The organism is Psychrobacter pocilloporae (assembly GCF_029872915.1).
GTDB classification, from domain to species: Bacteria; Pseudomonadota; Gammaproteobacteria; order Pseudomonadales; family Moraxellaceae; genus Psychrobacter; species Psychrobacter pacificensis.
On the sequence record NZ_PGFT01000001.1, the window covers coordinates 1,839,561 to 1,864,433 of the forward strand.

A 24,873-nucleotide genomic window follows, 5' to 3' on the forward strand; every position below is an offset into this window, starting at 1 on the left:
GATCCGTTGTGTCAAATATAGTTAGCTGAATGTAAAACTGTTATGGATTTAAACGCGCTACTGGTATAAATTTTACTTGCATGCTGCGTTCCCAGAGGCTGCGCAAAATTCATCCCAGTAGCGCTATGACATTTTTAGAGTGTATCGACTATAGCTTAACGAAAGCTTCACGCTCATGGATCAAATTTTGCGCAGGAGGTGTATTTCTAGCTGCTTGAATCAGTGCTTTGGAATAATTGATGGCGACGGGCGATTGTTTAGCGACTTTTTTTGCCAAATCTTGAGCGGCTTGTAGTCCCTCACCTTTTGTAGTGACCTCTTCAACCAGACCGATACGCAGTGCGGTATCTGCATCAACGCGCTCACCGCACAGTATCATGCGCTTGGCCCAACCTTCACCCACTAGCCAAGGTAGGTTTTGCGTACCGCCTGCACAGGGCAGTAATTCCACACCTGTCTCTGGCAGTGCCATCTGGGCGTGCGCTTCTGCAATCTATCCATCGTCCACGTATGTGCAGGTGGATTGTTCAACGTCAATGTTGCGGTATGACCCTCAATTGATAGCTGTAGATTGGTATAATCTGTCATAAAACATCCTTGTTTCAGTAGATCGAGATAAATTAGCGAAGTTGGCTTAGCCCTTCATCTTGCAAGACTTGACGTGAAATAATCACGCGCATGATCTCATTGGTGCCTTCTAAAATTTGATGCACGCGCAAATCTCGTACATGGCGCTCGAGCGGATACTCGTTTAAATACCCATAGCCCCCGTGTAATTGCAGAGCTTCATTGGCAACATCGAAACAAAGGTCGGTGGAGAGACGCTTGGCCATTGCGCAGTAGGTAGACGCTTGCCCATCATTGTTATCGACTTTACTCGCTGCAAGATACAGCATTTGCCGTGCAGCAATGGTCTGAGTCAACATATCAGCAAGCTTAAACTGTACCGACTGTAAGCTGGCAATTGGACTGCCAAATTGACTGCGCTCTTGTACGTAACTGGTTGCCGTCTCTAATGCAGCCTGCGCCGTTCCTACCGCGCAAATACCGATATTGATACGACCACCGTCCAGCCCCTTCATCGCGATACGAAAACCTTGACCTTCTTCACCTATCAGGTTTTCTGTTGGGACTTTGACATCTTTAAAGCTAATCGTTCGTGTCGGCTGTGCTTTCCAGCCCATCTTATGCTCGTTTTTGCCATATTCGATACCAGCACTATTGGCATCTACAACAAACGCTGATACCCCTTTTGGCCCAGCACCACCAGTACGCGCCATCACCACCAATACATCGGTCGAGCCTGCACCAGAGATAAAGATTTTTTCGCCGTTCAGTACGTAATAGTCGCCTTTTTTATCCGCTTTGGTACGGAGTGAGGCCGCATCAGAGCCTGCATTTGGCTCTGTTAAGCAATAGCTGCCAAGCCACTCACCGCTGACCATATTGGGCAAGTATTTTTTGCATAAGGGTTCGCTACCATATTCGCCGATCATCCATGCGGCCATATTATGGATGCTCATATAAGCCGCCACGGACGTATCACCCCATGCCAACTCTTCGAATACCATTGCTGAGTCGAGCCTTGGCAGGCCCAAGCCATCATATTCTGGATTGGTGTATAGTCCCAAAAAGCCAAGCTCACCCGATTTTTTGATGATGTCCACTGGGAAATGCGAGGTGCGATCCCATTCAGCAGCGTTCGGTTTAAGCTCTTTTTGCGCAAACTGACGGGCTGTTTGACGAAAAGCAACTTGGTCATCGGTCAATGAAAAATCCATAGGGTCATCCTTGTTCTTATAGATCAAATAGAGGGCTTAAATCTCAGATAAACGTCAATAAAAACGCTGGTCAGAGATTTTATAGGACATTAGCGTTATATGATAACGGCATAACGATAATAAAATTGCGTTCAATAGTACCGCAAGTCGTATTAACGTTATACCGAAAATACAGTAATCTGACGATTAAATCGAAATCGTCGTGTTAACACCGCGGCTCGCTTCATCATCGAACCAACGTGCCGTCACTGTCTTCGTCTGAGTATAGAACTGTACGGCTTGCTTGCCATAAGGACCTAGGTCGCCAAGTTTACTGCCACGTGAACCTGAGAATGAGAACATTGGAAGTGGCACAGGAATTGGCAAATTAATACCGATTTGACCGACTTGGATATCTTGTTGGAATTTGTGGGCTGCCGCTCCTGACTGGGTAAATATCGCGGTACCATTGCCATGTGGATTGGCATTAAGCAGTGCAATTGCTTCATCTAAGCTATCAGCGCGCATAATACACAGTACGGGACCGAATATTTCTTCTTTATAGATTTGCATGTCGCTTGTGACATTATCAAAGATAGTCGGCCCAACAAAGTTACCGTTCTCAAACCCTTCAACAGTAATTCCGCGACCGTCAAGTAGCAAACTTGCGCCCTCTTCTACCCCAGTTCCAATCAAATGCTCGACACGGGCTTTTGCAGCAGGAGAAATCAATGGTCCTAAATCTTTATCATTTTTACCTGCTGAAACAACTAAACTTTCTGCTTTGGCTTTAATCTCGTCAATCCATTCACCAGCTGCGCCTACTAGCACGACCACTGACAATGCCATACAGCGTTGACCAGCGGCACCGAACGCCGCGCCCGCTAGCTGATTGAGCGTTTGCTCTTTATTGGCATCAGGTAAGATAACACCGTGGTTTTTTGCACCCATCATGCATTGGGCGCGCTTACCTGATTGGCTGGCACGCTCATAGACATGTTTACCAACGTTGGTAGAACCCACAAAAGAAACCGCTTTGATATCTGGATGATCACAGATAGCATCAACGGTAGCCTTGCCACCGTGCACTACGTTCAGCACGCCTTCTGGTACTCCCGCTTCAATCGCTAGCTCAACTAAGCGCATAGTCACCATCGGATCTTGTTCAGACGGTTTTAGGATGAATGTATTACCCGTAGCAATCGCCATTGGGAACATCCATAGCGGAATCATCGCGGGGAAGTTAAACGGCGTAATACCAGCACAAACACCGAGTGGTTGCCAAATACTATAAGTATCAACGCCTGATGCGACGTTTTCTACAAAGTCGCCGATTTGCAAATTGGCGATACCAGCGGCATGCTCTACCACTTCTAGACCGCGGAACACATCACCGCGCGCATCAGCAATCGTTTTGCCTTGCTCTGCGGTCAAGATTTCTGCCAACTCATCCATATGCTCGCGAATAAGTGCTTGATAGGTCAAAAAGATACGCGCACGTGTGGTGATTGGCGTTTTGCGCCAGGTTTCAAACGCTGTCTGTGCGGCGGCAACCGCTTGATTAATCTCATCATTGGTGGTTTGAGGGACTTTTGCGATGACTTCTTGAGTTGCTGGATCGGTGATATCAATCCATTCGTCGGTATTTGATTGTACGAACTGACCATTGATGAGCTGCTGAACGTGGTGCATAAGATATCCTTATCTTTTTTGCGAGACTACCGTATGACGGTATCTGAGTATTCATTAAAAGTTAAGCGCTATAAATAGTTATTTGCAAAATATTTATAGAAAACCAAATTTTAAAATGATTTATTTTGTATCGTTATTGACTATAACAATAAATCAATTTTACGGTCAAGCGCTTTATCAAAATTTTCGCTAAGTTTGTTTTGTTAAAGGGGATTTATCCAAATAGTAGAAACAAAAAGCCCATGATTGCTCATGAGCTTCTAATAAGATCAACCTAGTTTTTAGGCGGAACCAACATAGTTGCTAGCCTATACCAACTAATAATCCTTCATTGATTGCTTAATCGCATCAATAGCGGCTGGATTATCAAGCGTCGACATGTCGCCGGTAGGCCTGTCCTCTGCTAACGCCCGAATAGATCGGCGTAGGATTTTGCCAGAGCGCGTCTTTGGCAATGCCTGCGGGAAATAAATGGCCGCCGGCCTTGCAATACCGCCTAAGGATTTGACCACAGCGCCTATGACTTGCTGCTCAATGCGGAAGCGGTTTTCGGTGGTTTCGACTTGCGATTGATCTTTTAGGACGCAGAACGCAATTGGTAGCTCGCCTTTTAGCTCATCTTGGATGCCTACCACAGCGCATTCTGCCATCTCTGGATGAGTACTAATTGCTTCTTCTATCTCTTGCGTACCTATTCGATGGCCTGCGACGTTTATCACGTCATCGGTACGCCCCAAGATGTAAAAGTAACCGTCTTCATCTGTCACTGCATAGTCTGAGGTAGAATACTGCTGGCCATCAAACAGACCAAAGTAGCTGCTGACAAAGCGCTCATCGTTACGCCATACCGTGGTGAGACAGCCAGGTGGTAGTGGCGCTTTAATCGCAAGCAACCCTTTTTCACCCGCCCTGCAAGGTTCACCTGTTTCCTCATTGAGGACTTTCGCTTCATAGCCATACATAGGATAGCCGGGCGAGCCCTGCTTGTGCGGTTTATGATTGAATTTTGGTGTATGGCTCAAGATCGGCCAGCCAGACTCTGTCTGCCAATAGTGATCTAGAATCGGTACGCCTAAATGCTGAGATAACCAATTAGCCGTTGACTCATCAAGCGGCTCACCTGCCAAAAAGAACGACTTGACACTAGACACATCGTAGCGCGTCATCCAGCTTTCATCTTGCTTTTTGAGCATACGTACGCCTGTAGGCGCCGTAAATAGAATATTAACTTTATTAGCTTCAACGATACGCCACCAGATACCTGGGTTCGGTAAGTGTGGTAAGCCTTCGTACATAACACTGGTCATACCCGCTAGCAGTGGCGCATAAATCGTATACGAATGCCCAACCGCCCAGCCAATATCTGATATCGCCCAGAATGTCTCGCCTGCCTTACCATCATAGACATAATCCATCGATGTTGTCAGCGCGACTGCATAACCACCAGTATCACGTTGCACCCCTTTTGGTGTGCCAGTCGTACCAGAGGTATAAAGCAGATAGGACGGTGTGTTGGATTCAAGCCAAACTGGTGCCACAACTGCATGGGCCTCGCAGCTGTGACGTCGTTCAGTCGCATAATCGACGTCGACACCTCTCGGCTCAAACGGTAAAATACCACGATTGACAACTAATACATGCTCAGGCTTGGTTGTTGCTTGTTCAACGCCTTGATTGACGAGATTTTTATAGTTAATAACCTTACCATCACGCAGACTTGCATCCACTGTAATGACCATTTTTGCCTCAGCATCATCCATGCGGATCGCCAAGTTATGCGCGGCAAATCCGCCAAATACGACTGAGTGTATAGCACCAATGCGAGCACAAGCCAGCATGGCATATGCTGCTTCTAGAATCATTGGCATATAGATAATGACACGGTCGCCTTTGCCAATACTATGACGCTGTAGCACGTCTGCGAAGTAATTCACTTCTTTGTATAAATCATTATAAGTCAGGCGGCGCTTGGCGTAATCTGTATAAAACTCAACGTTATTGCCCAGATCTTTAAACGAATCAACGACCGCTGGAAAGGTTTCTATTAACTCTTGATTGATCTCTGATGACACCCACACAAAGGCATCTTGCTCTGCACGGTCTGGCAGATGACGATCGACACAGTTATAGCAAAGATTGGTTTCACCGCCAACAAACCATTTCGCAAAAGGCAGATTGCTGTCATCGAGAATCTGCTCAGGCTCTTTATGCCAGTAGATGCGCTTTGCTTGCTCAGCCCAAAAATTCTCTCGAGCCATAATGGAATCATGATAAATATCCGCGAACGTGGGCACGTCTGCCGCTAGAGTAGAGACTGGGTGTTGGGCGTGGTCGCTCATAGTAGCTGTCCTTAGCATAAACGAGAAATGGGATAAGAATTTTTTATAATCGGCGCATTGGTAAGTTGTTATTGCACTTGTATCGCGTGATATGATCTTTGTACGCGATTGGCTTTATCAACGCTACACTGTTGTGACTGCGGTAAAAAATGTCCTGATAAATACTGGTCATCCTTGCCAGAATTAAAAAACCGATACGTTATGTATCGGTTTAAAATGTAGCAGAGCCCATCACAAAGGTCAACTGTTAAGCGTGCAACACGCATTACATTTTGATGAGCACAAGCGTTTTGACATTCAATCGATAGATAATATTATACTTGAGTTTGATTGGCATACATCTCACGCATGACTTTTTTGTCATGCTTGCCAACAGAGGTTTTTGGCAGTTCATCAACGAATTTAAATTGACTTGGCACGCCATATTTAGGAATGATACCGCGCTCTACCGCTTTTTCTGCAATGGCTTTAATATCGTCAGCACTGGTTTCTTGAGCATTTGGTTTTAGTACCACCAAAGCCAACGGACGCTCGCCCCATTGCTTATCCCGAACGCCAATCACTGAGACATCCGCTACGGATGGATGCAGTGATAAAATCGTCTCAATCTCAAGCGATGAGATCCACTCGCCCCCTGATTTGATCACATCTTTTAGGCGATCAGTGATTTTAATATAACCATCAGGACGTATGTAAGCGATGTCTTGAGTGTGCATATAGCCACTCTCCCACAGTTCCTTACCAGCGTCGTCATTTTTGAAATAGCTTTGGGTCAACCAAGGTGCCCGTAGCACCAGCTCACCCGTATTCTCTTGACCCTTACCTACTGGTTTGTTGCCCTCACCCCATACTTGTGCATCGACCATAAGCACTGGCTTACCTGTCATACAGCGACGGGCGATGTCTTCATCTTCCGTCATTTCAGGCTCATTGAGACTAAATTCAGTCAGACTGATAAGCGGTGCCGTCTCTGACATACCGTAGCCGGTGTAAACTTCGATGCCTTGAGACATTGCTGTTTTTGCTAGCCCTTCGGTCAATCTTGAACCACCAATGATCATTTTTAACCCATTAAAGCTGGCATCGCGATCTTGTGCCTCTTTGAGCACCATCTGCAAAATCGTTGGCACACAATGTGTGATACTCACCTTTTCATTGATGATCAAATCAAGCAAGCTATCAGGCGCATAACGTCCTGGATAGACTTGCTTTAGACCCACCATCGTTGCTGTAAATGGGAAACCCCATGCGTGTACATGGAACATCGGCGTCATCGGCATATAGACATCACCGTAGCTAACACCTTGCTTATTTGGTAGCATACCCAAGGTTGCCGCTTCCGCTAGACTGTGTAGTACCAACTGACGGTGACTAAAGAAAACGCCTTTGGGATTCCCTGTCGTACCTGAGGTGTAGAAGGTCGTCGCGATGGTATTTTCATCAAAGTCTGGAAAGTCAAAATGACTATCAGCAGCTTCTAGCAATGCTTCATACTCGCCTGTCACGCGGCTTTGATTACTGCCAAAAACCCCTTCAGCGGTCACACCATTGTCGTCCAGCCAAATAATGTGCTCGATACTAGAATTTTCAAATTGATAGTCTTTGACCAATGGCGCAAACTCAGAGTTGAGCATCAGCACTTTAGGCTTGGCATGGTTGATGGTATAGAGGACTTTTTCTGGTGATAGACGGATATTGACAGTTTGTAGAATGTACTCTGACATCGGTACCGCAAAATAAGACTCAAGATAGCGATTGCTGTCCCAGTCCATAACGGCAACGATGTCGCCTGCATCAAGGTTCAGGTCAGCAAGTACGTTTGCCAAGCGATTGATACGCTCAAACAAGTCCTTGTAAGTGAGTCGCTTTTTGTCCGCATAGACAATCTCTTGGTCTTGTGACACTGTTTTTGCACGGTTTAAGAGCTGCTTGACCAGTAATGGATAATCATAGGCAGAGGGGGCACCATGGTACATATTTGACATAGACCTAATTTCCTTGTTTGTCGCGCTTATAAGTTATAGATAGTAATAAATAAGTAGCAATAAGACATACTAATACAGAATGAACCGCTATAACCACACTATTTTTATAATATAGAGTCATTATTACTGTTGATAGCGTCCTGCTGAATACCAATCGGTTTTGGCGCAGTAAAAGCAACAAGCTTCACTGACCGCAATAAGATTGAATACCTCTTTGATAGTAAGAAAAAACCATCACCATGTAAAGCGACCTTACATTACGTATCATAAGACGGGTAACCAAACATAGATAATACCTGATATACCGTTAAGTGGCGCGTCTTGTCGTTTTAATCATCCCAAAACTGGCTATCAAGAGTGCCAATACCTGAACAAACAATAACAACCATACGGTAAGAGACCACTGCCCTCGCGCATAGGCTATACCACCCAGCCACCCTCCAAGTGTACCGCCTGTGTAATAGCCCATGTAATATAAGCCTGATGCCAATGATCGACCTTTTTTGACATTAACAGCAATATAGCTGATGGTCGCTGACTGCGTAATAAACACACCAGATGACATAACAGCAAGTCCTATGATTACCCCCCATAGTGGGGTCACCAAGGTCAACAGAACTCCAATCATGGAGATAATGATGGCTACCCGAACCGTACGTGCTGAGCCAAACCGGCGCAGCAAGGTCGTTGATAGTGGCGTAATAATCACACCAAGCAAATACACGGCAAAAATATTGGCGAGCGCACCTGTACCAAGCTCATAAGGCTTATCCGCCAAATGTAAGTTGATAAAAGTGAAGCAGCCTACAAGGGAGAACAGCACACAAGCGCCAAGCAAACAAGCGGTCACCACATAACGATTGGTGACATGCTCACCTAACGTCTGTATCGCTGAGCGAAAATTAGGATTGGCCTCAAAGTGACGAGACGATGGTAGCATATTGCCAACCCATATCGCTCCCAGCAGCGTCATCGCTGTCATCACATAGTAACCGTCACGCCAGCCAATCAGCTCATGCAAATGCCCCATCAAAAACCGGCCCATAAAGCCGCCAAGCACGCTTCCTGACACATAAAAGGACATCAGATCAGTCATTGCTCGGCCCTCAAACTCCTCACCGATATAAGCAATCGTCACCACCGTAATACCGGGTACAGACAGTCCTTGCATAAAACGCCAAATACCGACCCATTCAATACTCGAGCTTTGGGCAATCAGCGCTGTTGGTATGGCCAAAAATAACAAAGCACCGACGATAAAGGATTTGCGCCCGACGGCATCTGAGAGCATACCCAAAAATGGTGACATGATGGCAATGGCCAATACAGTAGCGCCAACGATCATGCCCGCTTGCACTTCCGTCGCAGAAAAGTCCACCATCATGACTGGCAGCACGGCTTGGATAGAGTACACCTGTAAAAAAGCAAACATACCAATCAGGCCAATCGTGAGCTTTAATATCCACGACGTAGAGTGACTGGATGAGGCTACTGCCTTTGGTGCAAAATTTTGATTTTTATCTTTAGAATTATTCACAAGGGCGCTTACTATAATTGATTATGCTATGACAAGGAGGCGTCATTGGCTTGGATAATGAAAGAATATAATGTGAAACTATGAAGGAGGTGCACAGCCATACAGGATATCTATTTATCATAATGACCAGAAAAGCATGTTAGCACACCAACCGATATACTCAGGTTTAAATGTGTTATTGGCGCTTGGTTAGACTCTCCATTTAGAATAAAGACTTGGATCTATACCCTCAATGATGACATTTACCTAACAACTTTTTATTTTTACACATCTATATTGCTTATATCTTTTCTATTACAGACTTTACGCGCTCAAAAATCAATAATCATAGGGTGCTACCTATCAATAAGCAAAATAATTGAACAACTAAATGATTAAGGAGTCATGTCAATGAATGATGAGATTTACGATTTAGGTGCAGGATTTTGGAGTATTCGAGGGTCATTTATAAAAAACGGCATTATAGATATCGGCGTCCAATGTGCGCTTATAAAGCTATCATCAGGCCGATTTATTTTTTTGGACAGCTATACTTTAAAAGACGAGGTTCGTCAGCAAGTGATGGCATTGACCAATGATGGTCAAGATGTCGAAGCCGTCTTAAATGTTCATCCATTTCATACGATACATTGTGCGCAAATGGTCAAAGACTTTCCGCAAGCCACGTTTTACGGTAGTAGTCGACACCCAAAACAAGTACCAGAAGTAAGCTGGGCAGAGGATTTGGTCGAAAGCGATGCGGTCGCTGAGCGTTATCCTGAGCTGAAGTTCTCCCTACCTCAGGGCATCTACTACATCGCCCCTGATGAGTCAGTCCATGCAAGCTCACTATTGGTCTATCATCCTGCCAGCCAAAGTATATATGTCGATGATACGTTTGAGATACCACCTTCTAAGCTGTTTGATGCCGTACAGCCAAACCTAGGTTTACACCCCACCACCAAACAAGCACTAAAAGATGAGCCCGACGCTGGCAAAGCCTATTGTGATTGGGCGATAGATCTTGCACACGAATGGCGCAGCGTACATCATTTTTGCGGTGCACATTCAGGATTAGTCGTATTTGAAGAAGGCCAATTTGAAGCAGCGTTATTATCTGCTATTGATAACGCGCGTAGCGAGCTTGAGGCAAAATAACGACTCTAAGAAAAACGTAAAATATAAAAATTTCGACAAGAAAAACAATCACTTGTTGATTCAATCTATTACATAAGGAAAACGATAAATGTCAGATAAAATTCATGATTTAGGGGCAGGATTTTGGAACATACGCGGGTCATTCCGTATCGGCGGTGTGATAAACATTGGTACCCAGTGCTCACTGGTCAAGCTATCCTCAGGACGCTTTGTCTTTTTGGACAGCTACGCCTTAACAGGTGACGTTCGAGACGAAGTCATGGCGCTCACCAATAATGGTCAAGATGTCGAGGCGGTGCTAAACGTTCATCCATTCCATACTGTATATTGTGCGCAAATGGCAAAAGACTTCCCTCAAGCCACGTTTTACGGCAGTAGTCGCCATCATAAAAAGATACCAGAAGTGCGCTGGGCTGACGATTTGGTAGAGAGTGACGCGGTTGCTGAACGCTATCCTGAGCTTAAATTTTCAATGTCAGAGGGCATTTACTATATATCGCCTAATGAGATGATTCATGCAGGCTCCTTGTTGGCCTATCATCCTGCCAGCCAAAGCTTACACGTTGATGATACGTTTATGAGTCCGCCCATCAAGCTACTAGAAGCGGTATTGCCTGAGCTGATATTGCACCCTACCACCAAAAAAGCACTCAAAGACAAGCCAAATGCAGGCGCACAATATTGCGACTGGGCAACCAACCTAGCACATGAGTGGCGCGATGTTCGAAATTTTTGTGCCGCACACTCTTATCTTGTTAGGTTCAAAGACGGTGAGTTTGAGAAGGCACTGATAAAAGCCATTGATAAAGCTCGACCCAAACTTATCAAAGCCTAATCTCTTCTTATATTGATATCGCGTAATGATAAAAAAGGGGCTAAAAGATAGCCCCTTTTTACCACGTGCTTATTAAGTCGCATGAGAGTAGTCTGGCGGTCGCTATCTGTATACTCTAGTATCGCTATGTTTAATGCAAAAGAGCATGATGTGTCATTGAAGCGCTGCCACGACTAAAGAGACAACCAAGATAGTGGTCGCTTATGATTAGCTGTCTTGTTTTAATACCCCTTGCCACTGATGGATAAACTCACCGTTTGGATCATATTGCTGGGTTTGTTTATCAAGATTAAATTGCCGACATCCTCTTGGATCCGCCCCCACGCCCGCCAGATATTGCCAATTCCCCCAGTTACTGGCGACGTCATAATCGATAAGATGCTGCTCAAAGTAAGTCGCCCCATAACGCCAATCAAGACCCAACTCATGGATAAAGCAACTGGCGACTAACTGTCGTCCACGGTTTGACATATATCCTGTTGCCTTCAGTTGATGCATACAGGTGTTGACAATAGGATATGCTGTATCACCATTTCTCCATTGTTCTAATTTTTTCTGATCCAGTTGGGTTGATGGCGTGTGCTGACCAATACCTTTAAACCAGAATAATTTTTGCTGATGGGTGACAGCGTACCAATAAAAATATTCACGCCAAAGCAGCTCAAACCATATCCAATAAGTGGATTCATTTGCGATGACATCACGCTCATAATGGCGCAGTCGATTCAATACAGTATTGACAGACAACGAGCCATTCGCCAGCCAAGCAGAAAATTTTGTGGAATGCGTCCATTCATCAAGCGCGTTTCGTGTGATTTTATAAGTACTTGGCGCGTCGGAATTAAAATAATTCTTTAAGTGATTTAGCCCGTTCGACTCACCACCTTTGAAATTAGGCGCTTGCTGTTTTTGTTGGGAGATTGCCTGCGCATTATCTTCGCCTACTTTAAAGAAGTACTCGCACCTATCCACCAGACTCTCAGGTATTGGGGCCAATCGCTCTGGCGTCGCGCAAATAGTGATGTCTTGTGCTGCATGCAATAAATCATAATCTGCTTCAATTTTTTTGCGGAACTGCGTAAAGCTTTTGGGCAAATCATTTAGCGGTAATTCATCAAACAAAGTAGCCGTTGTCTCAATATGCCAACATATCTGTGGATGTTTATTCTGTAGTCGTACATATATTTGGTTCTGATAATAATCAGCCGTTTGACTCACACAGATATCTGTCACCTGCTGCGCTTCAATGAGCTCATTCAACTGCATGAAGGTATTCGGTGACGTTGGGGTTTTGTGTAGATGTAGCAACTTGTTACCAAGCAGCTCTAATGATGTATTTAAGTCCGCCAAACTCTCTTGCAAAAATTGCTGGCGGGCGATGCCTATCGTGTCATAATGATAAGCAGCCTGAGAGTTTTGATTGTCCAATATATCCATCAAGGATGAGGCATAAACCAGTAATAATCGCCCATCACGCGCGAGCTTGGCGGCTTTCGATAACGTGGCATTATCCATTACTCGCAGGTCATTGTGAAAGAGAACCAATACATTTTTACCAGATAGCTGATGGGACATGGCATAAACCTCTTATTGTTCGATAGCTTTTAATTAGAGCGTGTTGAACATTCGACCATGGCACTGACAGCGACTATTTTTTAGGCGATTCGAGGTTAAAAATAATAAGTTTAGTCATTCTAAGCGCTTATTTTTAACGATGAAGCGGCAAAAAAGAGTCCTGTCCCCTGCTTTTATCGTTGGGGCTGATGCTAACATTGCCCCATACTGCGTTACAAATCTCGCTAAGGCATCTGCATTATCGTCGCTTTGTGCCTTGTCTGGAACAATTTTAGCGATCAGCAGTGCCTATTTGCGAATGTTCAACACGCCCTAATCTCAATACTCTTTTTTTATTGGGCTTTATTATAAAATAGCATATCTTGCTTACGACAAGTTTGGTATTGACTCATGGCATTAATAACCTACTAGCAAGGTAGTAATTATCCAAGCTAAAATCTACTTATCGCCATTGACTCTCATGCTCCGGACTGCTTAAATGGCCTACCTCTAGGAGAATACCATGACTGAAAAAAATATCGCTGAAGAGAACAAATCGGATGAAAAACGTAAACTTATCAATCAATTCTTGATGAGACTGACAAAAGAGCAGCCACAAATGTATTATGCCACCACCTCTGAGATATCTCGGAGCATCCATACCATGATAAAAGAACATACCAATCGCTTGTCAGTAGAAGAGCAAGCGCTGGTCAGACGTATGAGTATCGAAGAGATTGAAGGGTTATTGGGCTTTCATGCTAGATAGATGACTAGACTATAGACTAATTGTCATATAAGTAGGTTCAAGCACAACCATCGAACATCACAAAAAAAGACCGCTATCGAAGCGGTCTTTTTTTATTATTTATCGTAGTGCAATGCTATTAGAACGGATACTGACGTGGCTCGTTTTGCATTGAAATCCAATGTGTTCTGGTGAACTCTTCTAGTACCCATTCACCGTTAAAGCGACCGATACCTGAGTTTTTTTCACCACCAAATGGCGTATTGCTTTCGTCATTGACCGAGATGTCATTGATATGGGTCATACCTGCTCTGATACCACGAGCAAAACGCAAACCTTTTTGCATATCAGCAGTGAATACCGCACTAGATAGGCCATACATAGAGTCATTGGCGATTGATAATGCATCGTCTTCGTCTTTAGCACGAATGATACCAACCAATGGGCCAAATACTTCATTACAGGATAGATCCATCTCGCGAGTGACTTCAGTAAAGATATGCGGCGGTACGACTTGGCCTTCAATCTCACCACTGAGTATCATTTTCGCGCCTTCGTCCTGCGCTTTGGCGATTTTATCTTTGAGCGATTTGAGTTGTTTTTCGTTGATGATAGGGCCAACAGCCGTATCTTGCTTATTAGGATCACCGACATTCAATGTTTTGACATGTGCCAAGAAACGCTCTACGAAGTCATCATATATCTCGTCTTCCACGACAACCCTATTGATCGCGATACAGATTTGGCCTTGATGCAAGAATTTACCGAAGGCAGCTGCTTTGACTGCTTGCTCAATGTCAGCATCCTTGAGTACCACAAATGGACTGTTGCCGCCAAGCTCAAGCGCGACTTGTTTGATATACTCACCGCCATTTGCTAGCTCACCGATGTGCTGGCCTACTGAGGTTGAGCCTGTGAATGATACTAAGCTTGGCGCTTTGTGCTCGACGATGGCATCGCCTATCTCACTACCGGAGCCGACCACGACGTTTAATAGACCTTTTGGCAGACCCGCTTCTTCAAACACTTTTGCTAGTAGTAAGCCACCTGTCACTGGTGTGTCGCTTGCTGGCTTTAATACAACCGCATTACCAAGGGCTAATGCTGGTGCGATAGAACGCTGGGTTAAATGCAGCGGAAAGTTCCATGGGCTAATGACTGCTACCACTCCGATGGGCTCACGGTAAATGAAGTTTTCTTTGCCAGGAGTGTTAGAGGGGCGAATCTCACCGTGTACGCGGTTAGGAAAAGACGCTGCTTCAAGCGTGATGGCACGTGCCGAGCTAAATTCAACCATGGCTTTAATGCGTGTACTGCCCGACTCTTTGATCAACCAGTCAACGATTTCATCTTGGCGCTGATCTAGGATACTGACTACCTTATACATAACAGCTGCACGCTCAGCTGGCGTCGTTTTTGCCCATTTGGCTTGCGCTTGGTCGGCAGCATCGTATGCTTCATCAAGCTGGTCTTTAGTCGCTTGCTGAATTTCTACAATCGTATCGCCATTGTAGGGATTGGTATCAGTATTAATGCTATCATCTTTACCTTTTTGCCATTCACCGCCAATGAATTGCAAATGAAAATCGCTATAGGCATTACTGTTATTATCATTGCTTGACATAATTATCCTTATTTTTGCTTTGTTATATAAAAATTTATTTTCAGTACTTTGAATAAAATAGTTGAAGCTGTCTTATAGGTAAGATACTCACAGTTATGGTTAAATCACAAATTGACATAAATTAAAATCGAACATTTATGATAACTGATAAGAACAAAACCTACCTTGATAGACGACTGGTCTAATGCTACCATAGATATTAGTAAAACAGGACTGTTTTTTCAGCCAATATTGTCGATAAAACGTAACACATATAAATGTATAGCATTAGAATATGCCATCGACATGACGCTCAAATGAAACCTGACGACCCTATTACTACGATTATCAAGGGAGAAAATTCTATTTATGTCTAATATCATAGACACTGGCACCACACCCGATACCAAAGCTCATTTGCTTGCCACTGGTTACCAATTAATAGCCAAAAAAGGCTTTACCGCTGTCGGCCTCAAACAAATATTAGACACAGCTGGCGTGCCTAAAGGCTCTTTTTATCATTATTTTGCCTCAAAAGAAGCCTTTGGTGAGGCCATCATCAATCATTACTTCAGCTTATATAAAGCTCGTCTTGATATCATCGATGCACAAAATGTGAGCGCCCAGCAAAAGCTATATGATTACTTCCAAAACTGGTACGACACCCAGCAGAACGGCTGTGATCACGATAAATGCTTGGTAGTGAAGCTAAGCGCAGAAGTGGCTGATATATCAGAAACCATGCGTAAAGCACTTGATACTGGCTATCAACAAACGACCATGTGGCTCGCCGAGCAGATCAAGGCAGGCTGGATAGATGGGTCTGTACCTCGCCACGATAATATATCAGCTGAGAGTATGGCCAAACGTTGGTATTTCGCGTGGCTTGGCGCCAGCCTAATGGCTAAGATCAGCCAAACGAATACGCCCCTAGCGGAAATTTGGCAAATGACGACGACTCAGATGGGACGTTGATAATAAGATAATAAGATAATAAACAGTAACGTTTTCGGTATTAGAGCCCCTAAATTGGCGGCTTATGTTTGCGCCCACACATCATATTGTTATTTAAAAACCCAATGCTTGATAAAAACGTTGTATGAGAGTTTTGTAATCATTTATAAACAACCACTAGACGACTGGTCTAATTGGTGTACAATGCGCATCAAGCATTTAGAGCAAATATAAAACAAGCATTGCTTACCACTCATTGTTTAACGTCAACATATTTGACGGAACCATTTTTATCAACATTAGGAATTTTATGAATAACTTTCAATACTACAACCCAGTCCGCATCGTTTTTGGTGAAGGTCAAATCGAACAGTTATCAGACCTAGTGCCTACTGATGCACGCGTTCTTATTACTTACGGTGGTGGTTCAGCACAGCGTACCGGTACTTTGGATGAAGTGAAAACTGCATTAGCGGCAAGCGGTAACCGTACTGTGTTTGAATTTGGTGGTATCGAAGCCAATCCAGAATTCACCACACTATTAAAAGCAGCCGACATGGTGAATGAGCATAACATCGACTTCTTATTAGCAGTTGGCGGTGGTTCAGTGATTGATGGCAGTAAATTTGTGGCACTCGTATCTTCATTAACTGAAGAAGATGGTACGGTCTCACGTGATCAAGCTTGGGACGCGCTAACGGGCTATTGCAAGAACATCGATTCTGCTATTGACCTAGGTGCGGTATTGACCATCCCAGCAACGGGTTCTGAGATGAACTCAGGCGGCGTGATTAACTATAGCGAACGTCAAGCAAAACTACCATTTGGTAACCCACTGGCCTTCCCTAAATTCTCAATCCTAGATCCAGTAAAAACCCTTACATTACCTGAACGTCAGGTTATGAACGGCGTTGCTGATGCCTTTGTCCATGTGATGGAACAGTATTTAACTTATCCAGTCAATGCCAAGGTTCAAGACGCTTTTGCTGAAAGCTTGCTCAAAATCCTTATCGATGAAGGTCTAGTCGTTAAGCAAGATCCAGAGAACCTAGAAACACGTAAGAACATTATGTGGACAGCAACCATGGCATTGAACGGCCTGATCGGTACTGGTGTGCCACAAGACTGGACAACCCATATGATCGGTCATGAGCTTACGTCTTTGCACGCTATCGATCATGCACGTACCTTGACCATCGTCTTGCCATCGGTCATGCGTGAGCTAAAAGAAAGCAAAAAAGAAAAACTACTCCAGTACGCACGTAACGTATGGAACATCACTGATACTGACCAAGACGACGATGCCATCATCGAGACGGCCATTGTCTATACTGAAAACTTCTTCCGCGAACTTGGCTTGCCAGTGAGCCTAGAAGACGTCGATTTGACTGAGTCAGCGATTGATCCAATTATCAAGCAACTTGATGCACATAACATGTTCGAACTTGGTGAGCACGGTAAAAATGATTTGGACGTCTCACGTCGTATCTTACAGCGTGCTGTAACTAGCAAAGCGTCTTAATAAACGATATAGCAAGAACTGTCAGAAGAATTATAAGAAAAATCGCGACAGTAACAATAACTACATAACGTTATGCTATTTATAGTAGTTGTAGTCAATCAATATTAAAAGTGGTACAAGGCAGACGAGTGCAAGTACTACAGTAGTAGGCTAAACGAGTCTAACGCTGTAACACTTTAATAGTGGTTCGACTATATTCAATTCAATATTGAGTAGTTACTACATCTAATACCTCTATAATAATGACAATGAATATAAAGGAGTCCTACTATGAGCTTCGATAAAGAGCAGAATCAACAAACCAACCGTCAAATTAAACTTGCCAGCCGCCCGAACGGCGAGCCAACCGCTGACAACTTTGATCTGACAACCAGCGACATCCCAACGCCAAACGATAACGAGATGTTATTACGCACGGTATATCTGTCATTAGACCCATATATGCGTGGACGTATGAGCGATGCAAAAAGCTATGCAGACCCATTAGCAGTCGGTGACGTCATCATGGGGGGCACAGTCGCGCAAGTGGTTGAGTCTAATATCGATAAATTTGCTGTCGGTGATTTGGTCGTATCAAATTCCGGCTGGCAGGACTACAGTGTCAGTGATGGCGAAGGCGTCCTGAAACTGGACAAAAACATGGCAAACCCTTCTTATGGTTTAGGTGTGTTAGGTATGCCCGGCTTCACTGGTTACATGGGTCTGACTGATATCGGCAAACCGCAAAAAGGCGAAACGTTAGTTGTCGCTGCAGCCACTGGACCTGTCGGTGCTACGGTCGGTCAAGTGGGTAATCAATATGGTCTTCGCACTGTTGGTGTAGCAGGCGGGAAAGAGAAATGCGATTTCGCGGTCAACGAGCTTGGCTTTGATGTCTGTATCGACCACAGAGCTGATGACTTCGCTGAGCAACTAAAAGCCGCGTGCCCAGATGGGATCGATATCTATTACGAAAACGTCGGTGGGCACGTGTTTGACGCTGTCATGCCATTATTAAATGATCATGCTCGTATTCCCGTATGCGGTCTGGTCTCACAATACAATGCAACCGATCTACCTGATGGCAAAGACCGCCTAGGTCAATTGATGGGACTCATTCTCCGTCAGCGTCTCACGGTCAGAGGCTTCATTATCTTTGAAGAGTATGGCGACCACTTCCCAGAGTTCTTAGAAACCATGAGCAAATGGGTAGAGTCAGGCGACGTCAAAACCAAAGAATACATCGCTGATGGTCTAGACAATGCACCAAAAGCCTTTTTCGGTATGTTAAACGGTGATAACTTTGGTAAAACCGTGGTTAAGGTCTCTGACGTTCAGTAACTTATGTTAAATAATTGATTGTTAAATAATTAACAATAGTTAATAACTATTGTTAACAAAAAATTAACAACACAACTTGCTAAAATCACTACTGAAAGTTACGTCTGAAGCAGGGATAATATTAGCGGTCATCAATTCTATTGATATGACTTGATGCTTAAACCGAGTCATTGTTGATAAAGACAAAAAACACATGACTGTTAAACACTTGCTTTACTCGCATATAAACAATAAATAAGGATAATCATGAATATTTTAATGGTACTAACCTCACACGACCGTCTAGGCGATACTGGCAAAAAGACAGGATTTTGGCTAGAAGAATTTGCAGCTCCTTACTATGCGTTTCTCGATGCAGGTGCCAATGTCACTCTAGCGTCTCCTGCAGGTGGTCAGCCACCACTAGATCCTAGTAGCGATACTGAAGATACACAAACCAAAGATACCAAGCGTTTTAAAGACGACAAAGAGGCGCAAGAGCACTTGGCTAATACCAAGAAACTTGCTGACATGAAAGTAGAAGATTTTGATTCAGTTTTCTACCCTGGCGGTCACGGCCCATTGTGGGACTTGGCAGTAGATAAGAACTCTATCGAATTGATCGAGAATTTCGTCAAGCAAGACAAGCCTGTCGCGTTTGTTTGCCATGCACCTGGCGCGCTTAAAAACGTGAAAGTTGATGGCGAGTACTTAGTAAAAGGCAAAACAGTCACAGGCTTTACCAACTCAGAAGAAGATGCCGTTGGTCTAACAGACGTAGTACCGTTCCTAGTAGAAGACGTATTAAAAGCTAATGGTGGTAACTACGAAAAAGCGGCCGATTGGGAATCGTTTGTCGTGGAAGATGGTTTATTGATCACTGGTCAAAACCCAGCATCTTCAGAAGAAGCGGCTACGCGCCTTGTTGCCAAGCTAAAAGGTTAGGACTCAGAAACCGATAAATCAAGCCATGCCTAAGGTCGATATTATGATTCGCTTACATCATCTTAATCAATCACGTTCATTACGTACGCTTTGGCTTTTAGAAGAGCTAGGTGTGCCCTACGAAGTTGTTAGTTACCAACGTGATGCCAAAACTCATTTGGCACCGGATTCTTTAAAAGCGGTGCATCCACTCGGTAAATCTCCAGTTATCGAGATGGACGGCCAAATTTATGCTGAATCAGGGGCCATTACTGAGTTACTGATTGAGCGATTTGCGCCCGAGCGTCTACGTCCTGCGACAGACAGCTCGGACTATGGGTATTATCTACAGTGGATTGACTTTGCAGAAAGCTCGCTGATGTTGCCATTAATGCTTGAACTATTTACCAAAAAAGCAGGCATTGATGACAATGAGTTTTTGAATGGCTATATCGATAGAGAAAAAACCAGATTGTTTGAATATCTGGATGCTTCGGTTGAAGGTAAGTCGTTCATTGTGGGTGATAAACTAAGTGGTGCTGATTTTATGCTGTCATTTGACTTAATCATTCTTGCTAAGCGCCAAAAGCTTGACGCGTATCCAAATATCAGACAGTATGCCGAACAGCTGGCTCGTCTTGATAGCTATCAGCGCGCTATGCAGCTAGAGGCTAAGTACGATCAATCTGTTTAGCATTGCATCATAATTGACAGACCAATTTTCCGATACACACAAACAGCTCTGTATAGAGCTGTTTTTTATGCGTGCTTTATTTTACGATTGCATGAATAACCATCGAATTATAGTCATCAATGTTACATAAGAAAATTAAGCTGTAGAGCAAATAAATTGCTCAGCACCATCCATCAATTACGTGTCGATGACAAAAGCACGATAAAATTTATGATAAAATCCTTTCTGAATTTTCTGGGTTATCTTTCAGATACCATCAGTGAGTTGACTGGCGTTTCACGCTATAAATGCTAACTGCACTGACCTGACTCCCCGCCTGGCATCTGTCCTATTTCACTCTATTTCCTTATATAGATTGTGGTACGCCCATGAGTAACGAATACCAGTTTAAGCCCCACGAACAGCCAATAATGGTAGGCTCTCCAGCCAATCCTGACCATCCGGCACGCCGTAAAGTATTTTATTTGCTCATTGGGATTTTTGTGGGTCTCACAGCCAGCTTCCAAAATGGTCTACTTGTCGCCAACCTGACGCAAATTCAGGGTCAGCTAGGCTTAACGCCAGCTGAAGGTGGTTGGATATCGGTCAGTTATAATATGACCAATGCCTGTATCACCGTTCTGCTGTACAAAATTCGTCAGCAATTTGGCATGTCGCTTTTTAGCAAAATCACCCTGTCATTTTTGTTAGCCGCCACCAGTCTACAGTGGCTGATCAGCAGTCACTTGTTAGACACACCTAATATTAGCATTGAGCCCTATTATTTAGAGATTGTCGCTAGGGGACTTAGTGGTATGGTGGCAAGTGGTATGACCGTATTGGGCTTGTTTTATTGTCTTCAGGGTATGCCAACCGTCAAACGTACTAGTGGTCTGATATTGGGATTTGGTCTGGTACAGTTTGGTATTCCATTATCACGTGTCATCTCGCCCTACCTCGCCATCGACGGTCAGCTTGAAAACTTATTTTTATTTCAATTTGGTCTGGCGCTGATTTGTTTTGGGCTGATTAATATATTAGAGCTACCACCAGGGAATACAGAAAAAGTATTTGAGAAATTGGATTTTGTAAGCTTTGGTTTTTTTGCTAGTGGTCTGGCTGCATTGGCTGTCGTTTTGGTACAAGGTCGAATTTTATGGTGGACGACACCTTGGCTCGTCTATCCACTGATGATTGCTATCGTCGGGATTAGCATCGCGTTATGGATTGAGACGCATCGCAAAAATCCGATGCTACAAGTGCGCTGGATGCGTAGCCGCAATATTATTGCCTTCATGGTGACGGGCGCTGTTATGCGGATTTTGCTATCTGAGCAAAACGTCGGAGCGGCAGGATTGCTCGCTAACCTCGGCTACGGTAACGATCAGCTGGTTACTTTTTATGCTGTTATTATAGCCGCCAGTGCACTGGCTTTGATTATTAGTATTTTTAGTACCAATGCGATGGATTTGCGCCGACCTGTTATTTTTGCCGTGGCATTGATTGCCTTAGGTTCTTGGATGGATGTTGGTGTATCTATTAATTCAGCACCCTATATGTTTTATCTCAGCCAGTTTTTGATTGCCTTTGCCGCGGTGTATTTCATGGGGCCTTTGGTTTTTGAAGGGTTTTTGCGGGCTATTGGCAGTGGCCCTGCATATATTATTAGTTTTTCAGTGATTTTTGGCATCTCCCAAACAGTTGGCGGACTGGCAGGTGCGGCAGCCATTCAGGCATTTACGACCATTCGTACACAAATGCATTATGCAGATATGGTCAGCTCATTGAATTTGGGCGATCCTGCATTTAGCGCCCAGGTGGCAGGCACTCGTAACGTACTGTCGAATCAGACTACTGACGCGGCCCAAGCAAATATCGGTGCAATGAGCCAAGTACTGCAAGGCATTCAGCGCCAAGCAACGGTCGCAGCATACAGCGACCTGTTTTTTCTGATGGCCTGTCTTGCTACTGCCGTTACGATTATTTTGCTGCTCAATTATCTTTATAACCGCTACCACAAGCGCAATCCACTGGCCAAAGAGCTCGCCGTCATCGCCAAGATGCGCGAAACAAAATAATTCAACTTATTATCTTAGTGATTTTTTATCATATTCATTTATAGTCAGACCCATCAGATATCTGCTTATTAACATTTAGGAGCATATCATGAGCCAAGAAAAACCAAATGAGCTTAATAAAATACCTCAGACGTCAACTGATGCTCCAGCAACAGACACACGTACAGAGTCTGCTACGGCTCCAGTAGAGACCGCTACAAGCGCTACGCAAAAGAAAACGGATACATCCGAGATACAAGCAGCTACTGATACGCCTGATAGCGTGCGTGAGGATAACTCTGTAGAAGGCTCTATAGAAAATCAAGACGATGATAATGAAACGCCTATGCCGCCAAAAGAGCCGATATCAAATACGGCTGGCTGGTCTCCCAAGAAAAAATCCTATCTAAATTTGGGATTATTGATTGCGCTGATTGTCATTGGTGTGGCCTTGATTTTATATGCTTGGAAGCTGCCACCATTTACGCCTACGGTGCAACAAACCAATAACGCCTTTGTCAAAGGTCAAACCACTATTATTAGTCCGCAAGTTTCCGGCTATGTCACCGAAGTGGCGGTGCAGGATTTTGCTGATGTAAAAGCGGGCGATCTACTGATAAAAATAGATGATCGAACGTTTCAGCAGCAACTTGAACAAGCCGAGGCCAATACTGAAGTGGCGATCACCAGCCGCTCTACCAATGACCAAGACACGCAATCTAGCCAAGCACAAATCGAAGCACGCAAAGCAGACTTATATAGTGCCAAAATCAATGTCGAGAGCGCTCGTGAAGACGTCAATCGCTATCAGGGCTTAGATGCTATCGGTGCGGTATCAAAAGCAGAAGTGGCTCATATCAAAGCAAAGCTGGCTCAAGCACAGGCAAGTGTGCAACAGGCTGAAGCCAATTTACAAGCCGCTCAACAAAACCGCGCCAAAACCAGTGGCACCCAACCCTCGCTGGACGCAAATATCAAAAGTGCTGAGGCAGGTGTGAAGCAAGCACAAATTAATCTCGATAATACGATCATCACAGCACCTGAGTCCGGTCAGCTGAGCCAAGTCAGTGTCAAAGAAGGCCAGTACGTTAGCGCGGGCACCCAGCTCATGTATATCGTGCCAAAAGGCATTTGGATTATCGCAAACTTTAAGGAAACCCAAATAGCTAGTATGGCAATCGGCGAACCAGCTACTATTCATGTGGATGCGCTTGGCGGTGCCAAATTTACGGGTCATGTGAGCAACATCTCACCAGCCACTGGCAGTGAGTTTAGTGCAGGTGCCGCCAATCCTGCGACAGGTAACTATATAAAAATTGCGCAGCGCATCCCAGTACGTATCGACTTGGATCCGAACCAACCTGAGCTTGCACGCTTGCGTCCTGGTATGTCCGTTTCTGTGGATGTCGATACCAATGCCAAATAAAGCAAATAACTGATATAAAAAATCCACTCTAAATACCCGAGAAACTGGATATAGATTGGATTTTTTATATTTTTAAATGATCTAGGATTTCAAAATCAGCCAAACACTATGGTAGTAGACGCTTGGTCTGCCAGTTGTTGTTATCGTCTTTGCTATAGACGATGCGGTCGTGCATACGGCTGGCGCGCCCCTGCCAAAACTCGATGTGTTCAGCAGTAATCTCATAACCGCCCCAAAACGTCGGCGTTGGCACTGTGGTGTTTTCTGGATATTTGGCCTGAAGTTGCTCGAACGTTTGCTCCATCACCTCACGATTGGTGACTTCACCACTTTGCGGTTGACTGACCCAAGCACCTATTTGGCTATCATGTGGACGTTTTTGAAAATAGGTAGCAGATTTTTCAGCGTCAATTTTAGCAATACGACCACTAATACGAATTTGGCGCTCCAGCTCATGCCAAAAAAACAGCGCTTCAGCATTGGGGTTTGCTGCAACGTCCTGTCCTTTCGCGCTGTCATAATTGGTATAAAAAATAATACCTGTATCCGTAATTTCACGCAGTAACACGATACGGACGCTAGGCTTATTGTCTGCACCGCAAGTTGCCAAACTCATAGCATAAGGTTCTTGCACTTTTTGCGCTATTGCCTCATCCATCCAAACCTTAAATAGCTCAAATGGTGACGCTGGTACTGACTGTTGATCAAGCGCGCCTTTTTCATATGAAAGGCGCTGGTCGGTAAAGTCCATGCTCATGGTCATTCCTTATTATAAAATTATGACATCTCAACATTGTAATCTTGAGTGCTAAGCTTTGAATATTAAGC

General features: G+C 44.3%; 20 protein-coding genes. 10 read left to right on the forward strand and 10 right to left on the reverse strand.

The genetic code is table 11. The features are described 5' to 3' along the window. Nucleotides 1-148: 148 nt before the first annotated feature. From CUR83_RS07905 to CUR83_RS07935, 7 genes are all read right to left on the reverse strand, one after another. Nucleotides 149-451: an enoyl-CoA hydratase-related protein gene (locus tag CUR83_RS07905; RefSeq protein WP_284719407.1), complete on the reverse strand. Its 303-nt coding sequence runs from the start codon at nt 449-451 to the stop codon at nt 149-151. Then, complete coding sequence (locus CUR83_RS07910) at nt 403-588, reverse strand: hypothetical protein (RefSeq protein WP_284719408.1); 186 nt, start codon at nt 586-588, stop codon at nt 403-405. The genes CUR83_RS07905 and CUR83_RS07910 overlap by 49 nt, the downstream gene beginning before the upstream one ends. 32 nt (nt 589-620) lie before the next feature. After that, nucleotides 621-1,781, reverse strand: a complete 1,161-nt coding sequence (locus tag CUR83_RS07915; RefSeq protein WP_284719409.1) for an acyl-CoA dehydrogenase family protein — start codon at nt 1,779-1,781, stop codon at nt 621-623. Between the two features lie 186 nt (nt 1,782-1,967). Beyond that, nucleotides 1,968-3,452: a CoA-acylating methylmalonate-semialdehyde dehydrogenase gene (locus CUR83_RS07920; RefSeq protein ID WP_284719410.1), complete on the reverse strand. Its 1,485-nt coding sequence runs from the start codon at nt 3,450-3,452 to the stop codon at nt 1,968-1,970. A gap of 317 nt (nt 3,453-3,769) precedes the next feature. Then, entirely contained in the window at nt 3,770-5,791 is a 2,022-nt protein-coding gene (locus tag CUR83_RS07925; protein WP_284719411.1) for a propionate--CoA ligase, read from the reverse strand. Between the two features lie 314 nt (nt 5,792-6,105). Continuing rightward, nucleotides 6,106-7,776, reverse strand: coding sequence for a fatty acid--CoA ligase (locus tag CUR83_RS07930; protein WP_284719412.1), 1,671 nt, complete (start codon nt 7,774-7,776; stop codon nt 6,106-6,108). A gap of 307 nt (nt 7,777-8,083) precedes the next feature. Then, nucleotides 8,084-9,238 (reverse strand): MFS transporter, encoded by a 1,155-nt coding sequence (locus tag CUR83_RS07935; RefSeq protein WP_284719831.1) that lies wholly within the window; start codon nt 9,236-9,238, stop codon nt 8,084-8,086. Nucleotides 9,239-9,703: 465 nt separating this feature from the next. Between CUR83_RS07935 and CUR83_RS07940 the strand changes: the two genes are divergently transcribed. Both CUR83_RS07940 and CUR83_RS07945 read left to right on the forward strand, forming a co-directional pair. Beyond that, a complete protein-coding gene (locus CUR83_RS07940; RefSeq protein ID WP_071001719.1) occupies nt 9,704-10,450 on the forward strand; it encodes a hypothetical protein in 747 nt (248 codons plus the stop codon). A gap of 88 nt (nt 10,451-10,538) precedes the next feature. Then, on the forward strand, nt 10,539-11,285 hold the full coding sequence (locus CUR83_RS07945) for a hypothetical protein (protein ID WP_071001720.1): 747 nt from the start codon (nt 10,539-10,541) through the stop codon (nt 11,283-11,285). 207 nt (nt 11,286-11,492) lie between these two features. Here CUR83_RS07945 and CUR83_RS07950 read toward each other — a convergent pair whose 3' ends face one another. After that, entirely contained in the window at nt 11,493-12,860 is a 1,368-nt protein-coding gene (locus CUR83_RS07950; RefSeq protein WP_071001721.1) for a DASH family cryptochrome, read from the reverse strand. A gap of 502 nt (nt 12,861-13,362) precedes the next feature. On the opposite strand from CUR83_RS07950, the gene CUR83_RS07955 reads away from it, so the two are divergent. Beyond that, entirely contained in the window at nt 13,363-13,608 is a 246-nt protein-coding gene (locus tag CUR83_RS07955) for a hypothetical protein (RefSeq protein ID WP_071001722.1), read from the forward strand. Nucleotides 13,609-13,726: 118 nt separating this feature from the next. On the opposite strand, the gene CUR83_RS07960 is transcribed toward CUR83_RS07955, so the two are convergent. After that, nucleotides 13,727-15,211, reverse strand: a complete 1,485-nt coding sequence (locus CUR83_RS07960; RefSeq protein ID WP_071001723.1) for an aldehyde dehydrogenase family protein — start codon at nt 15,209-15,211, stop codon at nt 13,727-13,729. A 348-nt stretch (nt 15,212-15,559) separates the two neighbouring features. On the opposite strand from CUR83_RS07960, the gene CUR83_RS07965 reads away from it, so the two are divergent. The 7 genes from CUR83_RS07965 (at nt 15,560) to CUR83_RS07995 (ending at nt 24,045) form a co-directional block, all read left to right on the forward strand. Continuing rightward, nucleotides 15,560-16,165: a TetR/AcrR family transcriptional regulator gene (locus CUR83_RS07965; protein WP_071001724.1), complete on the forward strand. Its 606-nt coding sequence runs from the start codon at nt 15,560-15,562 to the stop codon at nt 16,163-16,165. 289 nt (nt 16,166-16,454) lie between these two features. Next, nucleotides 16,455-17,666 carry an iron-containing alcohol dehydrogenase gene (locus tag CUR83_RS07970; RefSeq protein WP_284719413.1) on the forward strand — a complete coding sequence of 404 codons (1,212 nt, stop codon included), beginning with the start codon at nt 16,455-16,457 and terminating at the stop codon, nt 17,664-17,666. A gap of 270 nt (nt 17,667-17,936) precedes the next feature. Next, entirely contained in the window at nt 17,937-18,986 is a 1,050-nt protein-coding gene (locus CUR83_RS07975; RefSeq protein WP_284719414.1) for an NADP-dependent oxidoreductase, read from the forward strand. Nucleotides 18,987-19,232: 246 nt separating this feature from the next. Continuing rightward, complete coding sequence (locus CUR83_RS07980; protein WP_277077760.1) at nt 19,233-19,910, forward strand: type 1 glutamine amidotransferase domain-containing protein; 678 nt, start codon at nt 19,233-19,235, stop codon at nt 19,908-19,910. A 43-nt stretch (nt 19,911-19,953) separates the two neighbouring features. After that, nucleotides 19,954-20,583 carry a glutathione S-transferase family protein gene (locus CUR83_RS07985; protein ID WP_071003624.1) on the forward strand — a complete coding sequence of 210 codons (630 nt, stop codon included), beginning with the start codon at nt 19,954-19,956 and terminating at the stop codon, nt 20,581-20,583. Nucleotides 20,584-20,951: 368 nt separating this feature from the next. Beyond that, nucleotides 20,952-22,640, forward strand: coding sequence for an efflux MFS transporter permease (locus CUR83_RS07990; RefSeq protein WP_284719415.1), 1,689 nt, complete (start codon nt 20,952-20,954; stop codon nt 22,638-22,640). A gap of 88 nt (nt 22,641-22,728) precedes the next feature. Then, entirely contained in the window at nt 22,729-24,045 is a 1,317-nt protein-coding gene (locus CUR83_RS07995; RefSeq protein WP_075106054.1) for an HlyD family secretion protein, read from the forward strand. 106 nt (nt 24,046-24,151) lie between these two features. Here CUR83_RS07995 and pdxH read toward each other — a convergent pair whose 3' ends face one another. After that, complete coding sequence (pdxH, locus tag CUR83_RS08000; RefSeq protein ID WP_284719832.1) at nt 24,152-24,796, reverse strand: pyridoxamine 5'-phosphate oxidase; 645 nt, start codon at nt 24,794-24,796, stop codon at nt 24,152-24,154. Nucleotides 24,797-24,873: the final 77 nt, after the last annotated feature.

What these genes read in the sequence shown, in the direction of transcription:
- CUR83_RS07970 (WP_284719413.1), top strand. Translation starts at nt 16,455, where the DNA reads ATGAATAACTTTCAATACTACAACCCAGTCCGCATCGTTTTTGGTGAA.
- CUR83_RS07925 (WP_284719411.1), bottom strand. Translation starts at nt 5,791, where the DNA reads ATGAGCGACCACGCCCAACACCCAGTCTCTACTCTAGCGGCAGACGTG.
- CUR83_RS07945 (WP_071001720.1), top strand. Translation starts at nt 10,539, where the DNA reads ATGTCAGATAAAATTCATGATTTAGGGGCAGGATTTTGGAACATACGC.
- CUR83_RS07975 (WP_284719414.1), top strand. Translation starts at nt 17,937, where the DNA reads ATGAGCTTCGATAAAGAGCAGAATCAACAAACCAACCGTCAAATTAAA.
- CUR83_RS07930 (WP_284719412.1), bottom strand. Translation starts at nt 7,776, where the DNA reads ATGTCAAATATGTACCATGGTGCCCCCTCTGCCTATGATTATCCATTA.
- CUR83_RS07955 (WP_071001722.1), top strand. Translation starts at nt 13,363, where the DNA reads ATGACTGAAAAAAATATCGCTGAAGAGAACAAATCGGATGAAAAACGT.
- CUR83_RS07920 (WP_284719410.1), bottom strand. Translation starts at nt 3,452, where the DNA reads ATGCACCACGTTCAGCAGCTCATCAATGGTCAGTTCGTACAATCAAAT.
- CUR83_RS07910 (WP_284719408.1), bottom strand. Translation starts at nt 588, where the DNA reads ATGACAGATTATACCAATCTACAGCTATCAATTGAGGGTCATACCGCA.
- CUR83_RS07940 (WP_071001719.1), top strand. Translation starts at nt 9,704, where the DNA reads ATGAATGATGAGATTTACGATTTAGGTGCAGGATTTTGGAGTATTCGA.
- CUR83_RS07980 (WP_277077760.1), top strand. Translation starts at nt 19,233, where the DNA reads ATGAATATTTTAATGGTACTAACCTCACACGACCGTCTAGGCGATACT.
- CUR83_RS07950 (WP_071001721.1), bottom strand. Translation starts at nt 12,860, where the DNA reads ATGTCCCATCAGCTATCTGGTAAAAATGTATTGGTTCTCTTTCACAAT.
- CUR83_RS07960 (WP_071001723.1), bottom strand. Translation starts at nt 15,211, where the DNA reads ATGTCAAGCAATGATAATAACAGTAATGCCTATAGCGATTTTCATTTG.
- CUR83_RS07990 (WP_284719415.1), top strand. Translation starts at nt 20,952, where the DNA reads ATGAGTAACGAATACCAGTTTAAGCCCCACGAACAGCCAATAATGGTA.
- pdxH (WP_284719832.1), bottom strand. Translation starts at nt 24,796, where the DNA reads ATGGACTTTACCGACCAGCGCCTTTCATATGAAAAAGGCGCGCTTGAT.
- CUR83_RS07915 (WP_284719409.1), bottom strand. Translation starts at nt 1,781, where the DNA reads ATGGATTTTTCATTGACCGATGACCAAGTTGCTTTTCGTCAAACAGCC.
- CUR83_RS07995 (WP_075106054.1), top strand. Translation starts at nt 22,729, where the DNA reads ATGAGCCAAGAAAAACCAAATGAGCTTAATAAAATACCTCAGACGTCA.
- CUR83_RS07985 (WP_071003624.1), top strand. Translation starts at nt 19,954, where the DNA reads ATGATTCGCTTACATCATCTTAATCAATCACGTTCATTACGTACGCTT.
- CUR83_RS07965 (WP_071001724.1), top strand. Translation starts at nt 15,560, where the DNA reads ATGTCTAATATCATAGACACTGGCACCACACCCGATACCAAAGCTCAT.